Source organism: Janthinobacterium sp. 75 (genome assembly GCF_004365495.1).
In the GTDB taxonomy this organism is placed as follows: Bacteria; Pseudomonadota; Gammaproteobacteria; order Burkholderiales; family Burkholderiaceae_D; genus Janthinobacterium.
In genome coordinates, this window is sequence record NZ_SORD01000001.1 from 2,120,330 (window position 1) to 2,135,885 (window position 15,556).

9 protein-coding genes and 2 pseudogenes are annotated in these 15,556 nt (G+C 61.6%); 8 read left to right on the top strand and 3 right to left on the bottom strand.

Annotated features, from left to right (window positions below; all coding sequences use genetic code 11):
* Window positions 1–8 precede the first annotated feature (8 nt).
* Both C8C89_RS09650 and folD read right to left on the bottom strand, forming a co-directional pair.
* On the bottom strand, window positions 9–2,078 hold the full coding sequence (locus tag C8C89_RS09650; protein ID WP_133989627.1) for a M3 family metallopeptidase: 2,070 nt from the start codon (window positions 2,076–2,078) through the stop codon (window positions 9–11).
* 48 nt (window positions 2,079–2,126) lie between these two features.
* The gene (gene folD / locus C8C89_RS09655) at window positions 2,127–2,972 is read right to left on the bottom strand and encodes a bifunctional methylenetetrahydrofolate dehydrogenase/methenyltetrahydrofolate cyclohydrolase FolD (protein WP_133989629.1); all 846 of its coding nucleotides are present in this window, start codon (window positions 2,970–2,972) and stop codon (window positions 2,127–2,129) included.
* Window positions 2,973–3,450: 478 nt separating this feature from the next.
* Between folD and aceE the strand changes: the two genes are divergently transcribed.
* From aceE to C8C89_RS09685, 6 genes and pseudogenes are all read left to right on the top strand, one after another.
* Window positions 3,451–6,147: a pyruvate dehydrogenase (acetyl-transferring), homodimeric type gene (aceE, locus tag C8C89_RS09660; protein WP_133989631.1), complete on the top strand. Its 2,697-nt coding sequence runs from the start codon at window positions 3,451–3,453 to the stop codon at window positions 6,145–6,147.
* 94 nt (window positions 6,148–6,241) lie between these two features.
* Complete coding sequence (gene aceF, locus C8C89_RS09665; protein WP_133989633.1) at window positions 6,242–7,906, top strand: dihydrolipoyllysine-residue acetyltransferase; 1,665 nt, start codon at window positions 6,242–6,244, stop codon at window positions 7,904–7,906.
* Window positions 7,907–7,916: 10 nt separating this feature from the next.
* Window positions 7,917–9,701 (top strand): dihydrolipoyl dehydrogenase, encoded by a 1,785-nt coding sequence (lpdA, locus tag C8C89_RS09670; protein ID WP_133989635.1) that lies wholly within the window; start codon window positions 7,917–7,919, stop codon window positions 9,699–9,701.
* A 66-nt stretch (window positions 9,702–9,767) separates the two neighbouring features.
* Window positions 9,768–9,975 (top strand): annotated as a pseudogene (locus tag C8C89_RS09675) (dihydrolipoyl dehydrogenase); the annotation flags it as partial.
* Window positions 9,976–10,054: 79 nt separating this feature from the next.
* Window positions 10,055–10,262, top strand: a pseudogene (locus tag C8C89_RS09680) (dihydrolipoyl dehydrogenase); the annotation flags it as partial.
* Between the two features lie 486 nt (window positions 10,263–10,748).
* Window positions 10,749–11,849 carry a hypothetical protein gene (locus C8C89_RS09685; protein ID WP_133989637.1) on the top strand — a complete coding sequence of 367 codons (1,101 nt, stop codon included), beginning with the start codon at window positions 10,749–10,751 and terminating at the stop codon, window positions 11,847–11,849.
* 8 nt (window positions 11,850–11,857) lie between these two features.
* On the opposite strand, the gene C8C89_RS09690 is transcribed toward C8C89_RS09685, so the two are convergent.
* Complete coding sequence (locus tag C8C89_RS09690; RefSeq protein WP_133989639.1) at window positions 11,858–12,577, bottom strand: TetR/AcrR family transcriptional regulator; 720 nt, start codon at window positions 12,575–12,577, stop codon at window positions 11,858–11,860.
* Between the two features lie 144 nt (window positions 12,578–12,721).
* Between C8C89_RS09690 and C8C89_RS09695 the strand changes: the two genes are divergently transcribed.
* Together C8C89_RS09695 and C8C89_RS09700 are read left to right on the top strand one after the other, a co-directional pair.
* Window positions 12,722–13,930 carry an HlyD family secretion protein gene (locus C8C89_RS09695; protein WP_133989641.1) on the top strand — a complete coding sequence of 403 codons (1,209 nt, stop codon included), beginning with the start codon at window positions 12,722–12,724 and terminating at the stop codon, window positions 13,928–13,930.
* A 6-nt stretch (window positions 13,931–13,936) separates the two neighbouring features.
* Window positions 13,937–15,535, top strand: coding sequence for a DHA2 family efflux MFS transporter permease subunit (locus C8C89_RS09700; RefSeq protein WP_101482502.1), 1,599 nt, complete (start codon window positions 13,937–13,939; stop codon window positions 15,533–15,535).
* Window positions 15,536–15,556 lie beyond the last annotated feature (21 nt).

Genomic DNA, 15,556 nt, shown 5'->3' on the forward strand with positions numbered 1-15,556 from the left:
ATCACCCTTCAGGCTGCCATGCCGCTGTGGCGCAGCAGCGCGTCGATCGATGGTTCACGGCCACGGAAGGCCGTAAACGATTCCAGCGCGGGGCGCGAGCCACCGACGGACAGGATTTCTTGCAGGTAGCGCTTGCCGGCCGCGGTGGTGGCGGCCTGCCCCAGCGCCTTGGCTTCCTCGAACGCTGCATAGGCGTCGGCGGACAGCACCTCGGCCCATTTGTAGCTGTAGTAGCCGGCCGCGTAGCCGCCGGCAAAGATATGGCCGAAGGCATTCTGGAAGCGGTTGAACGGAGGCGGGATGAGCAGCGAAAACTTGGCGCGCACGCCGTCGATCAGCTGCTGTACGCTCTGGCCCGTGCTGGCATCGTAGTCATAGTGCAAATGCATGTCGAGCAAGGAAAATTCTACCTGGCGCAGGGTTTGCAAGCCTGACTGGAAATTCTTGGCCGCCAGCATCTTGTCGTACAGCGCGCGCGGCAGCGGCTCGCCCGTGACGGCATGCGCCGTCATGTGTTCGAGCACTTCCCATTCCCAGCAGAAGTTTTCCATGAATTGCGAGGGCAGTTCTACGGCATCCCATTCGACGCCGGAGATGCCCGACACGCCCAGTTCGTCGACCACCGTCAGCATATGGTGCAGGCCGTGGCCGAATTCGTGGAACAGGGTGATCACTTCATCGTGCGTGAACAGGGCAGGCTGGGCTTGGCCGTCGACCACGGCCGGTTCCGTGAAGTTGCAGGTCAGGTAGGCGATCGGCGTTTGCACTTGGCTGGCATCGGCACGGCGACCGCGCGCATCGTCCATCCAGGCGCCGCCGCTCTTGCCCGCGCGCGCATACAGGTCCAGGTAGAACTGGCCGACCAGCTGGCCGTCGCGCTCAATGCGGTAAAAGCGCACGTCCGGGTGCCAGACGGGCGCCGTATCGGGCTTGATCGCGACCGCGAACAGATTCTGGATCTGGCGGAACAGGCCGTCGATCACCTTGTGTTCAGGGAAATACTGTTTTACTTCCTGGGCCGAGAACGCGTAGCGGCGTTCCTGCAGCTTTTCGGAAGCGTATGGCACGTCCCACGCTTGCAGCTCGGCGATGCCCAGTTCTTCCCGCGCGAATTGTTTCAATTCGGCCAGGTCCTTCTCTGCGAACGGGCGCGCGCGTTTGGCCAGGTCTTCCAGGAAAGCGATGACTTGCGCGGGCGAGGTGGCCATTTTGGAGACCAGCGACACTTCGGCAAAATTGCCGTAGCCGAGCAGTTTTGCCTCTTCGTTGCGCAGTCTCAACAAAGTGACGATGTTGTGCGTGTTGTCCCACTCGTCCTTCTTGCTGAAGACCTCGCCCTGGTCCGAGGCCTTGGTGGCGTTGGCACGGTAGATGGTTTCGCGCAGCGCGCGATTGTCGGCAAATTGCAGGATCGGGTAGTAAGAGGGGAAGTGCAGCGAGAATTCATAGCCCGCTTTGCCCGCCTTCTCGGCGGCGGCGCGCGCGGCGGCCTTCACGTCGTCGGGCAAGCCTGCGAGATCCGCTTCATTGTCGACCAGCAACTTGTAGTCATTCGTGGCATCGAGCACGTTTTCGGAAAAACGCGTGGAGACGGCCGCATGTTCTTCCTGGATGGCGCCAAAGCGCTCTTTCTTGTCTTCGGGCAATTCGGCGCCGCCCAGGCGGAAGTCGCGCACGGCATTGTCGACGATGCGCCGGCGCGCCGGCGACAGGCTGGCAAAGCCGGCGCTGGACTGCAGCTGCTTGTATTTGCCGAAGAGGATTTCGTTCTGGCCCAGCTCGGTCCAGAATTCCGTCACCTTGGGCTGGTTGGCATTGTAGGCGGTGCGCAGCTCGGGCGTATCGACCACGCTGTTGAGGTGGTTGACGATGCTCCAGGCGCGGCCCAGGGTTTCGGCGATCTGGTCCTGGGGGGCGACGAAGTTTTCCCAACTCACTTCTTCCATCGGCGCTTCCAGCTGCGCCACGGTGGCGCGCGCCTGGGCCAGCAGGGTATCGATGGCAGGCGTGACATGCTCGTGCGTGATCGCGTCGAAGCGTGGCAGTCCGGAAAAATCAAGCAGGGGATTGGTATTCATCGTCGGTTCCATATTAATAGGGCGGCAACGCCGCCCCGGGGTGATTCTTTAGATGCGCTCGGCAGCCTCTACCGTGTTCATTAATAACATGGTGATCGTCATCGGGCCAACACCACCGGGCACGGGCGTGATGTGGGAGGCGACTTCTTTCACGCCCGCAAAATCCACGTCACCGCACAGCTTGCCGTCATCGTCGCGGTTCATGCCCACATCGATGACGATGGCGCCCGGCTTGACCATGTCGGCTGTCAGGGTGTTGCGGCGGCCGACGGCGGCTACGACGACGTCGGCCTGGCGCGTGTACAGGCCCAGGTCCGGGGTTGCACTATGGCAGATGGTGACGGTAGCGTTCGCTTGCAAGAGCAGCAGGGCCATCGGCTTGCCGACAGTGTTGCTGCGGCCGATGACGACGGCGTGCTTGCCGCGCAAGTCCACGCCCGTGCTTTCGATCAATTTCATGCAGCCGTAAGGCGTGCACGGGCGGAAGCCGGGCAAGCCCGTCATCAGTTCGCCGGCGCTCAGGACGGAATAGCCATCCACGTCTTTCGTCGTGGCGATCGCTTCGATGACCTTGTGCGGGTTGATGTGCTTGGGCAAGGGCATTTGCACGAGGATGCCGTGGATGGCCGGGTCGGTATTCAGGCTGGCGATGCGTGCCAGCAAGTCCGCTTCGGACAGGTCCGCTTCATATTTTTCCAGCACCGAGTGAAAACCCACGTCGCCGCACGCCTTGACCTTGTTGCGGACATACACCTGGCTGGCCGGGTCTTCGCCGACGAGAATCACGGCCAGGCCGGGCTGGATGCCCTTGGCCGTGAGGGCGGCGGCGCGCGTGGCGATCTCGCTGCGCAGTTTTTGGGAAAGGGCGATTCCGTCGATCAGTTGTGCTGGCATATTAGGGAGGCTGAGAGCTGGTGGGAGGGAAAAGACAGATTATAAAGCCGGGCGGCGCAAAGGGGCGGTTTTGGCTATGCAAAGGCGTAACAACAGCGGGCCAGAGACGCGAGCCTGAGAAAATGCCGATGGCGGCGTTGCAGCTCCTTGCCGTACTGACGTACTGTCTGCGTCGCTGCGCCTAGCCTTCGACATTTTTCAGGCCCGCTTGGCCCGGGGAGCCTGTGCGGGCGACTGGGGGTGTTCATTCCTTTTGTTACTCTGCTCACCCTAATTTCCGGGCAGAATTTGCGGCACTGCAGCATAAATTTCATAGGGTAATTTCACAATGCGAAATGCTATATCGTAATTTGAAAAATAGTAAATACGCTGTTAGAATCCCCACACTAAACCGACTTAATAGTAAATAATCAGCGAAATACCGTCCGACAGCGATCCGGAAAATCGGGGTGGGGCGTTCACAAAGGAGACTCAACAGATGTCAGCTCAACTGAACCAGGTAACGACACAGATCGGCACCGACCCGGATATGCAGGAAACCAAGGAGTGGCTGGACGCGCTCGAAGCCGTTCTGGAAAATGAAGGTCCGGAACGCGCGCATTACCTGATGGAACGCATGGTTGACCTGGCCCGCCGCCGTGGCGCCCAGATCCCGTTCTCCAGCACCACCGCCTACGTCAATACCATCCCCACCAAACAAGAAGCACACTGTCCCGGCAACCTGGAATATGAAGAGCGCCTGCGCTCGTGGATGCGCTGGAACGCCATGGCCATGGTGGTCAAGGCCAACCGCGCCGACGGCGATCTGGGCGGCCACTTGTCCTCGTTCGCTTCGCTGGCGAACATGCTGGGCATCGGTTTCAACCATTTTTGGCACGCGCCAACGGCCGACCACGGCGGCGACCTGCTGTACATCCAGGGCCACTCCTCGCCCGGCGTCTACGCGCGCGCCTTCCTCGAAGGTCGCTTGACGGAAGAGCAAATGCTGAACTTCCGCAAGGAAGTTGACGGCAAGGGCCTGTCTTCGTACCCGCATCCTAAATTGATGCCTGACTTCTGGCAGTTCCCGACCGTGTCGATGGGCCTGGGCCCGCACATGGCGATCTACCAGGCGCGCTTCCTGAAATACCTGCACGCACGCGGCATCGCGAAAACCGACAACCGCAAGATCTGGGCCTTCTGCGGCGATGGCGAGATGGACGAGCCGGAATCGCTGGGCGCGATCGGCCTGGCCGCACGCGACATGCTCGACAACCTGGTCATCGTGGTCAACTGCAACCTGCAGCGCCTGGACGGCCCTGTGCGGGGCAATACCAAGATCATCCAGGAACTGGAAGGCGAATTCCGCGGCGCCGGCTGGAACGTCGTCAAGGTCATTTGGGGCCCGGGCTGGGACGCCTTGCTGGCACAAGACAAGGAAGGCATCCTGCAGCGCGTGATGATGGAAACCGTCGACGGCGAATACCAGAACTACAAAGCGAAAGACGGCGCCTACGTGCGCAAGCACTTCTTCGGCAAGCATCCGAAGCTGCTGGAAATGGTTGCCAACATGACGGACGACGACATCTGGCGCCTGACCCGTGGCGGCCATGATCCGCACAAGATCTACGCGGCCTTCAAGATCGCCCAGGAACACAAGGGCCAGCCAACCGTCCTGCTGGTGAAAACCATCAAGGGCTACGGCATGGGCAAGTCGGGCGAAGCGCGCAACACGGCGCACCAGACGAAAAAACTGGACGATGAAGCCATCCGCGAAATGCGCGACCGCTTCTCGCTGCCTATTCCTGACGACAAGCTGGCCGACATCCCATTCTTCAAGCCTGCCGACGATGCGCCGGAAATGGTCTACCTGCACGAGCGCCGCAAGGCCCTGGGCGGCTACCTGCCGCAGCGTCGCCAGAAGTCGGAAGAAACCCTGCCTGTGCCTGGCCTGGACGCGTTCAAGAACGTGCTGGAAGCCACGCCTGAAGGCCGTGAAATCTCGACCACGCAAGCCTTCGTGCGCGTCATTTCGACCCTGCTGAAAGACCCGAATCTGGGCCAGCGCGTGGTGCCTATCCTGGTCGATGAATCGCGTACCTTCGGCATGGAAGGCCTGTTCCGCCAGATCGGCATCTACAACCCGAAAGGCCAGTTGTACGAGCCGGTCGACAAAGACCAGGTCATGTACTACCGCGAAGACAAGGCTGGCCAGATCCTGCAAGAGGGCATCAACGAAGCGGGTGGCATGAGCTCGTGGATCGCCGCGGCGACGTCGTATTCGACCAACGACCGCATCATGATCCCGTTCTACACCTTCTACTCGATGTTCGGCTTCCAGCGCATCGGCGACCAGGTATGGGCTTCTGCCGACATGCGCGCCCGCGGCTTCCTGATGGGCGGCACGGCTGGCCGTACGACCCTGAACGGCGAAGGCTTGCAGCACGAAGATGGCCACAGCCATATCTTCGCCGCAACCATCCCGACCTGCATGCCGTACGACCCGACCTTCAGCCATGAAGTCGCCGTCATCATCCAGGACGGCCTGCGCCGCATGATCGCCAATCAGGAAGATGTGTTCTACTACATCACGATCATGAACGAGAACTACGCCCAGCCAGGCATCAAGCCAGGCCAGGAAGAAGGCATCCTGAAAGGCATGTACAAGCTGCAGGACGGCCAGGCGGACGCCAAGCTGCGCGTACAACTGATCGGTTGCGGCACCATCCTGCGCGAATCGATCTTCGCTGCCGAATTGCTGCAAAACGATTGGGGCGTGGCCGCAGATGTGTGGTCGGCGCCGTCGCTGACCCTGGTGGCCCGCGATGGCCAGGATGCCGAGCGCTGGAACATGGTCAACCCGTCGAAAGAGCAGCGCGTGCCGTACGTGACGTCGCTGATGCAGGACACGGATGGCCCGATCGTCGCCACGACCGATTACATGCGCGCGTTTGCAGAACAGATCCGCGCCTTCATGCCGAAGGGCCGCACTTACAAAGTGTTGGGCACCGATGGCTTTGGCCGCTCGGACAGCCGCGCCAAGCTGCGCGAGTTCTTCGAAGTGAACCGTTATTATGTCACCGTGGCCGCGCTCAAATCGCTGGCTGACGAAGGCAAGATCGACGTGTCGGTGGTGGAGCAGGCGATTGCCAAGTACGGCATCGACGCGAACAAACCGAATCCGGTGACCCAGTAATCGTTGTGCGGACCCGATGATGCCAGGGCGGTGCGAAAGTGCTGCCCTGGCGTGTGTGCGGGTCCATCTGACAAATAAAATAACGGAGCAAGCTATGAGCATTGTGGAAGTCAAAGTCCCGGATATCGGCGATTTCAAGGAAGTCGAGATCATTGAACTGATGGTCAAGCCAGGCGACACGGTCAAGGTAGACCAGTCCCTGATCACGGTCGAATCGGACAAGGCCAGCATGGAAATTCCATCGAGCCACGCCGGTGTCGTCAAGGAATTGAAAGTCAACGTGGGCGACAAGATCGCCGAAGGTTCGCTGGTCCTGCTGCTGGAAGTGGCGGACGACGCCTCGGCGCCTGCGCCTGCCGCCGCTGCTGCTCCAGTAGCAGCACCTGCCGCTGAAGCCGCCCCCGCTGCTGCCGCACCGGCACCCGCCGCCGCCGCCGCCGCCGGCGCGCCAGCCCTGGTCGAAGTGACCGTGCCCGATATCGGCGACTTCAAGGAAGTCGAAGTCATCGAATTGATGGTCAAGGTGGGCGATGCCATCAAGGTCGACCAGTCGCTGCTGACGGTCGAATCGGACAAGGCCAGCATGGAAATTCCATCGAGCCACGCCGGTATCGTCAAGGAATTGAAAGTCAAGGTTGGCGACAAGGTTGCCAAGGGTTCGCTGGTACTGGTCGTGGAAACGACCGGCGGCGCCGCCGCTCCTGCTGCTGCACCTGCCGCCGCTCCTGCACCTGCCGCGCAAGCCGCCGCCGCACCAGCCGCCGCCGTCGCTTCGGCACCGGTCGCTGCTGCTGCCCCTGCCGCCGCGCCTGCCGCAAATGGCAAGCTGGCACATGCGTCGCCTTCGATCCGCAAGTTCGCGCGCGAACTGGGCGTGGACCTGGCCCGCGTGGGCGGTTCCGGCCCGAAGGGCCGCATCACCCAGGAAGACGTGCAGAATTTCGTCAAGGGCGTGATGTCGGGCGCCGTCGCTGCGCCGAACGCGCCAGTGGCGAAGGCCGGTTCGGGCGTGGGCCTGGACTTGCTGCCATGGCCGTCGCTGGACTTCAGCAAGTTCGGCGCGACCGAATTGCTGCCGTTGTCGCGCATCAAGAAAATCTCGGGTCCGAATTTGCACCGCAACTGGGTCATGATCCCGCACGTCACGCAATTCGACGAAGCGGACGTGACGGACCTGGAAGCGTTCCGCGTCGATACCAACGCGGCCAACGCGAAGAACAAGGATGCGGCCAAGCTGACCATGCTGGCCTTCGTCATCAAGGCCTCCGTCGCCGCGCTGAAGAAATTCCCGGCGTTTAACGCTTCGCTCGACGCCAAGGGCGAAAACCTGATCCTCAAGCAGTACTACAACATCGGCTTCGCGGCCGACACGCCGAATGGCCTGGTGGTGCCTGTGATCAAGGGCGCGGACCAGAAGTCGGTCTCGCAAATCGCCCGCGAAATGACGGAACTGTCCTTGCAGGCGCGCGAAGGCAAGCTGAAACCGGCCGACATGCAGGGCGCCAGCTTCACGATTTCGTCCCTGGGCGGCATCGGCGGCACGCACTTCACGCCTATCGTGAATGCGCCGGAAGTGGCGATTCTGGGTCTGTCGAAAGCCTCGATCAAGCCGGTATGGGATGGCAAGGCCTTCCAGCCACGTTTGATGATGGGCACCTCGCTGTCCTACGACCACCGCGTGGTCGATGGCGCGATGGGCGCGCGATTCTCCGTGTACCTCGGCGAAGTCCTGGCCGACATGCGCAAAATTCTGCTGTAAGGAGCGATTGATGAGCACAGTAGAGGTAAAAGTACCGAATATCGGCGACTTCAAGGAAGTCGAAGTCATCGAACTGATGGTCAAGGTGGGTGACACCATCAAGGTGGACCAGTCCCTGATCACGGTCGAATCGGACAAGGCCAGCATGGAAATTCCTTCGACCCATGCGGGTGTCGTCAAGGAAATCAAGGTCAAGGTTGGCGACAAGATCGCCGAAGGCAGCGCGCTGCTGGTGGTGGAAGCATCTGAAGGCGCGGCGGCTGCTGCGCCAGCGGCCGCTCCTGCGCCGGTTGCAGCCGCTCCGGCAGCCGCTGCCGCACCAGCATCTGCGGCCGTTGCCGCCATCCCGGCCGGCAATTACAGCGGCCAGGTCGACATCGACGTCGACATGATGGTGCTGGGCGGTGGTCCTGGCGGTTACTCGGCGGCGTTCCGCGCGGCCGACCTGGGCATGTCGACGGTCATCGTCGAGCGCTACGCCACCCTCGGCGGCGTGTGCCTGAACGTGGGCTGCATCCCGTCGAAGGCGCTGCTGCACGTCGCCTCCGTCATCGATGAAACGGCGCACATGTCGAATACGGGCGTGACGTTTGCCAAGCCGACGATCGACATCGACCAGGTACGCAAGTACAAGGAAGGCGTCATCTCGAACATGACGGGCGGCCTGGCTGGCATGGCCAAGGCACGCAAGACGCAAATCGTTACCGGCGTGGGCCAGTTCCTCAGCGCCAACCACATCGAAGTGACGGCAGGCGACGGCTCGAAAAAAGTCGTGCAGTTCAAGCAGGCCATCATCGCTGCCGGTTCGTCCGTGGTGAAACTGCCCTTCGTGCCGGAAGACCCGCGCATCGTCGATTCGACGGGTGCGCTGGAATTGCGCCAGATCCCGAAACGCATGCTGGTCATCGGCGGCGGCATCATCGGCCTGGAAATGGCGACCGTGTATTCCACGTTTGGCGCGCGCATCGACGTGGTCGAAATGATGGATGGCCTGATGCAGGGCGCCGACCGCGACGCCGTCAAGGTGTGGCAGAAGTTCAACGAGAAGCGCTTCGATAACATCATGACCAAGACCAAGACGGTGGCCGTCGAGGCGTTGCCGGAAGGCATCAAGGTCACGTTCGAAGCAGCCGAAGCGGGCGCCACGGCGCCAGCGCCGCAAGTCTACGACCTGGTGCTCGTCGCCGTGGGCCGTAGTCCGAACGGCAAGAAGCTGGCCGCAGACAAGGCCGGCGTGCAAGTGACGGACCGCGGTTTCATCAACGTCGACAGCCAGATGCGCACCAACGTGCCTAACATCTTCGCCATCGGCGATCTGGTGGGCCAGCCGATGCTGGCGCACAAGGCCGTGCATGAAGCCCACGTGGCAGCGGAAGCTGCCGCCGGCCAGAAGTCGCACTTCGATGTCAAGGTGATCCCGTCGGTCGCCTACACGGACCCGGAAGTGGCATGGGCCGGCATTACGGAAGACGAAGCGAAAGCCAAGGGCATCAAGGTCGAGAAGGGCCACTTCCCGTGGGCCGCCTCGGGCCGCGCCGTGGCCAATGGCCGCGCAGAAGGCTTTACCAAGCTGCTGTTCGACGCAGAAACGCATCGCATCATCGGCGGCACCATCGTCGGTACGCATGCGGGCGACATGATCGGCGAAATCGCCCTGGCCATCGAAATGGGCTGCGACGGCACCGACATCGGCAAGACCATCCACCCGCACCCGACGCTGGGCGAGTCGATCGGTATGGCCGCTGAAGTCTACGAAGGTGTCTGCACGGACTTGCCGCCACCGCGCAAGCGTTGATGTTGTAACACTAAAAACCCCGCAAGCGATTGCGGGGTTTTTTATTATCCAGCAACGATTAAACACATCATCGGCGGCACCATCGTCGGCACGCATGCGGGCGACAGGTGAACGATGAAGCGGCGAAATCGCCCTGGCCATCGAAATGGGCTGCGACGGCACCGACATCGGCAAGACCATCCACCCGCACCCGACCCTGGGCGAGTCGATCGGTATGGCCGCTGAAGTGTACGAAGGTGTCTGCACGGATTTGCCGCCACCGCGCAAGCGTTGATGTTGTAGCGCTGTGTCGTAACACTAAAAACCCCGCAAGCGATTGCGGGGTTTTTTATTATCCAGCAACGATTAAACACATCATCGGCGGCACCATCGTCGGCACGCATGCGGGCGACAGGTGAACGATGAAGCGGCGAAATCGCCCTGGCCATCGAAATGGGCTGCGACGGCACCGACATCGGCAAGACCATCCACCCGCACCCGACCCTGGGCGAGTCGATCGGTATGGCCGCTGAAGTCTACGAAGGCGTGTGCACGGACTTGCCGCCACCGCGCAAGCGCTGATAAAAAGTTAACTTTCAGTATAAAAAACCGGGACTTGTTTCCGTTTTTTTTATTTCCCTTGACCTTTGGCATGGTAAAACGTGGCGCGTCTATGCCTTGTGAAAATTGGTGAGTATTGCCGTGTGGAAAAAATGGCAGAATAGAGGTCTGTAACCATGTTTTGCTTTTGCTTCAATAGAAGCGTGTGATTTTTCCAGGAATGCTGCCAGCGTGTGGGTCGCTCAAGTTCCGCTGTACTGAGAGCCTGTCTCAGTAGATGAATACATCCCCTGCTGGCGCCCCTCAGAAGCGGGGACTGCGTTGATCGTCGTCGCATGGCTCGCCATGCGTTCTCATCACGGCCTTGTCCGCTCTCCTGATGAACGACCAGCAGAAGACGCTCCCTACTGGGATAGGCTCTAAGAAAGTTTTGCAACAATGAAAAAATTTACCGCCCTTCATATTGCTGATGTCCGTTTGCGTCGGGCTGATGAGCAAGAGCAAGCCGTGATGCTGCATGCCTTGTACCAGGATGTGGCTGCCATTCTGGCGGCGGGCAAGCAGATCGATGCGATTTTCTTCACGGGGCAGCTGGTGGCGCCGGACGCCTGTGCCGGCACGACGCCTGTGTATGTCTACGAATACTTCCTGCGTCCCTTGCTGCAGGCGGCCAGCTTGCCCGGTGCGCGTTACTACCTGGTACCGGGCAGCCGCGTGCAGGGTGTTGCGGCTGCGGCGCTGGGCAATGCCGGCTTCAGTTTTTTCTCCGCCGATGAGCACGCCAGTGCCGAGCAGCGCGCGCACTACAAGAATATCCACGCCGTGTTCCACGGCCACCAGCATACGGGCGACGCCAGTTCACTGATGAAGTCGCTGGGCATCCTGTTCAAGAGCAATCCCGGCAGCCTGTACGGAGCGCATGGCCAGATGGCGGCGTTTTCCGTGCTCGAGTTCGGCACGGGCGGGGCCGAGGGCGACGCGCCAGGCACGCAGTGGACGGTGTCGTTGCGCGAGTTCGACGACGTGAGCAAGAACTTCGCCCTGTCGGTACTGTACACGCCGAACGGCCAGGAAACGGGGCAGATGGATGCCGAGTATGTGTTTGCTACCTTGCTGCCGCAGCTGGCGAGCGAACGCGTTTATCTCGATGGTTTGCTGGGCAAGGCGGGCGCGCGGCAGCGTGAGGGTGCTGGCGTGGCTGCCGATGCGCGCGAATTCCTGATCGAGCTGGCGTTCGTGATGTTCGAAGCCAAGACCCTGTTCCTCGGCGAAGCGGAACTGCAGCGTTTTGCCAGCGACTATTGCGGCGTGAAGGGCTGGAGCATGGCCGCAGGGGACTGGCTGGCGCCACTGCATGCGCATGGCTTGCTGCTGCTGGCCGATGGCCAGGTGGCGTTTTCCTTCGATTACTTCCGCACTTATTTCCTGGCGCAGCGCTTTGAAACCTCGTTCGACCTGATGCGCTATGGCCCGGAACGCCTTGATGGAATTGAGTCGTCACTGAGTCTTGACGGACCGTCGGCGGCCCAGCCTTTCTTGCGTGCGCTGGGCTTGAACGATGAGCCTGCCGAATCAGCGATGCAGGAAGAGGGCCGCTGCCCTGGCTGAATCGCGCGTCAGGCCGCGAGCGGCTGGTGCAAGGTGCCGCGTAGAAACAGGTCCAGGCTGAGCGCTACCTTGGTGCGCAACTGTGCCACATCCGGCTGCTGCTGCGGCGGAAACAGCAGGCGCGACATCTGGTCCCCCAGCAGGCAATTGAGCAGGTGCAGCGCCAGGATGGACGGCGTCAACTCCGCGCGAAACAGTGGCGCGATGTCGGGACGGCTGAAAAACTTGATCAGCATCTCGCGCGTCTGACCCGGCCCCACTTTGTAAAACGTTTCCGCCAGTTCCGGGTGCGTGGCCGCTTCGGCCACCACCATGCGATTCAGGCGAATGGCCGCCGGCATGGTGACCAGTTGCACGAACAGTAAGCCGAACTCGCCAAGGATGGCGGGCAGGGGGCGCATATCCGTTTCCAGCGCAGGCATGGTCGAGAAGTAGGCGGCGCGGCGCAGCTCCACCACGGCGTTGAACAAGCCCGCCTTGCCGCCAAATTTCACATAAATCGTGCGTACGGCCACATGGGCTTCGCGGGCGATCATTTCCAGGCTGACCTTTCCATACCCTTTTTCCAGAAACAGGCAGCCAGCCGTGTGCAGCAGGTTTTCCATGCGCGCTTCCATGTCGGCCGCGCGCGGCCGGCCGGCCGGCTTGCCGCAGCAGGAAAGTTCCTGTGGGGCGTCGTTGGATTCTGTATCGGTGCTTAAGGTATTGCTGAGGCCGGGATCGGACATGGTCTGGGTCTCTTTATAAGTTGGAAGGTAAGTGATGGCTTACACTGTAGTGCAAATTAAAATGAAATGCAATCGTTTCATTTCTTGACTTTGGCTTTTCTTTGTCCAATAATGAACCTATATCATTTCATTTTCGGAGCGAGTATGTCCAACCAGCCAGGCCAAGCAGAGCACAAGGTGCTTAGCGCCGTCCCACCCGCGGCCCCTGCCGCACCTTCCATGCCCGCCGCTTCCGCCAGCTCCGCACCACCTAACAACCGCGTAAAAATAATCGCCGGCCTGATCGTCCTCGTCGCGCTGGGCGCTGGCGCGCGCATGTGGTATCGCAGCCACTATTTCGTGGAAACGGAAAACGCCTATGTGTCCGGCCACGTGCATCCCGTTTCGGCACGCATTTCCGGCGTCGTCACCAAGGTCTTCATTGACGATAATCAAATGGTGAAAGAGGGCGACGTGATCGCTGAACTCGATCCCTTCGACCAGCGCGTGAAAACCGAGCAGATCGCCGCGCAGATCGCCAGCGCCGAGCAGCAAGTGCTGCAGGCCGACGCGCAGATCGCGCAAGTGCAGGCGCAAGCGAGCGCCGCCCAGGCGCAAGTGGCGCAGGCCGATGCACAGCTGCTGCGCGCAAAACAGGATGCAGACCGTTATGGCCAGCTGTACACGAGCCAGATGAAAGCCGTCTCGAAAGCGGAACTCGATGCGGCCAATGCGGCCCGCTCGAGCGCCGTGGCCGACCTGGCCGCCCGCCGCGACAGCGCTTCGGCTGCCAAGGCGCAGATTGGTGCGGCGCAAGCCGCGCGCGACGTGGCCAAGGCGCAAGTGGCCGTGCTGCGCGTGCAATTGAAGGACGCGGAACAGCAGCTGCAGTACAACCGCATCCTGGCCCCCGTTGCCGGCCGCATCGGCAAGCGCAACGTGGAAACGGGCATGCGCGTGCAGCCTGGCCAGCAATTGACGGCCATCGTGCAAGACAACGTCTGGGTCACCGCCAACTTCAAGGAAACCCAATTGGCCGACCTGCACCGCGGCCAGAGCGTGCACGTGACCATCGACGCCATGCCAGGCAAGAAACTGGTGGGCACGGTCGACAGCTTCGCACCTGCCTCGGGCGCGCAATTCGCCCTGCTGCCTGCAGATAACGCCACCGGCAACTTCACCAAGATCGTCCAGCGCGTGCCGGTCAAAATCGTCTTCAAGCCGGAAGACATCAAGGCCATGAATGGCCGCCTGGTGCCGGGCATGTCGGTGATCGCCGAAGTGGAAGTCAACCAGCCCGTGTCGTCTCAGGACAAGGCGCCGCGCCATGCCGCTGCGCCAGCTGCTCCCGCCGCGCAGACCGCCGCCCGCTAAGTTTTCATGAGCAGCCCTTCCACCACACCGGCGGCATCGCCGGCGTTCCCCGTGATCAGCGAGAAAGTCTCCGGGCGCACCTGGCTGGCGGTCGCCGCCGGCATGCTGGGCGCCTTCATGGCGGTGCTCGACATCCAGATCACCAACTCCTCGCTCAAGGATATCCTTGGCTCGCTGTCGGCCACCCAGGAAGAGGGTTCGTGGATTTCCACGGCCTACCTGGTGGCGGAAATTATCGTCATTCCCCTCACCGCGCTGCTGGCGCGCGTGTTCGGCTTGCGCACCTACATGATCGGCACCACCGCCTTCTTCCTGCTGTTCTCCACCCTGTGCGGCACGGCCTGGAACCTGGAAAGCATGATCGTCTTCCGCATGCTGCAAGGCTTTACGGGCGGCGCGCTGATTCCGATGGCGTTCACCCTGGTGATGCTCAAGCTGCCGCCGTCGAAGCGCGCCGTCGGCATGGCCATTTTCGGCCTGACAGCCACTCTGGCGCCGGCCATGGGCCCGACCCTGGGCGGCTACCTCTCCGAGCTGTATGGCTGGCCCTCGATCTTCTACATCAACTGGGTGCCAGGCGTGCTGCTGATCGCCGGCATGATCTACGGCCTGGACAAGGAGCCGATGAAGCTGGAGATGTTCTGGAAAGCCGACTGGCTGGGCATCTTCTTCATGGCCCTGGGCCTGGGCTGCCTGACCATCTTCCTGGAAGAGGGTAATTCGAAGGACTGGTTCGACTCCGGTTTCATCATTGCCTTTGCCGCGCTGGCGCTGACGGGCATCCTGGGCTGGGTCGTCACCAGCGCCACGCGCGCCGAACCGTTCGTCAACCTGGCCCTGTACGGCCAGCGAAATTTTCTGGTCGCCACCGTGCTGTCGGCCGTGACGGGCATGGGCCTGTATGGCTCGGCCTTTTTGCTGCCCCTGTTCCTGGGCCAGATCGCCGGCTATTCGCCGATGCAGATCGGTGAAGTCATCATGTGGGTAGGCTTGCCGCAGCTGTTCATCATGCCCTTCGTCGCCAAGCTGTCGTCCGTGGTGGACAACCGCATCCTGTGCTCGTTCGGCCTGCTGCTGTTCGGCGGCTCGTGCATGATGAATGCCTACATGGACGCTTCCACCGGCTACGACCAGCTGCTGTGGTCGCAGGTGGTGCGCGCGCTGGGCCAGCCCTTCGTCATGCTGACCCTGTCGAACTTCGCCATGAAGGGGATCGCGCCGAAGGACATGCCGTCCGCATCAAGCCTGTTCAACATGACGCGCAACCTGGGCGGCTCGATCGGCATCGCCCTGCTGGCCACGGCCCTGAGCACTCGCGAGCATTTCCACTCGCAGCGCCTGGGTGAAGCGATCAATGCGTATTCCAGCGCCACGCAGCTGCGCATCGACCAGCTGACGTCCACTTTCATGGCCAAGGGCTATGACGCCGTCACGGCCGGCAACCAGGCCTTGCAGGCGATCGACGGCATCGTGCGCCGCGAAGCGTATGTGATGGCCTACAACGATGGCTTTTTCCTGATCGGCGCCATCCTGCTGGCCTGCATCTTGCCCCTGTGGCTGGCCGACAAACTCAAAGCTCCCGGTGGCGGTGGCGGCGGTCATTGACCGCCAACGCAAGCCCTTAAA

What these genes read in the sequence shown, in the direction of transcription:
- folD (WP_133989629.1), bottom strand. Translation starts at nt 2,972, where the DNA reads ATGCCAGCACAACTGATCGACGGAATCGCCCTTTCCCAAAAACTGCGC.
- C8C89_RS09695 (WP_133989641.1), top strand. Translation starts at nt 12,722, where the DNA reads ATGTCCAACCAGCCAGGCCAAGCAGAGCACAAGGTGCTTAGCGCCGTC.
- aceE (WP_133989631.1), top strand. Translation starts at nt 3,451, where the DNA reads ATGTCAGCTCAACTGAACCAGGTAACGACACAGATCGGCACCGACCCG.
- lpdA (WP_133989635.1), top strand. Translation starts at nt 7,917, where the DNA reads ATGAGCACAGTAGAGGTAAAAGTACCGAATATCGGCGACTTCAAGGAA.
- C8C89_RS09700 (WP_101482502.1), top strand. Translation starts at nt 13,937, where the DNA reads ATGAGCAGCCCTTCCACCACACCGGCGGCATCGCCGGCGTTCCCCGTG.
- aceF (WP_133989633.1), top strand. Translation starts at nt 6,242, where the DNA reads ATGAGCATTGTGGAAGTCAAAGTCCCGGATATCGGCGATTTCAAGGAA.
- C8C89_RS09690 (WP_133989639.1), bottom strand. Translation starts at nt 12,577, where the DNA reads ATGTCCGATCCCGGCCTCAGCAATACCTTAAGCACCGATACAGAATCC.
- C8C89_RS09650 (WP_133989627.1), bottom strand. Translation starts at nt 2,078, where the DNA reads ATGAATACCAATCCCCTGCTTGATTTTTCCGGACTGCCACGCTTCGAC.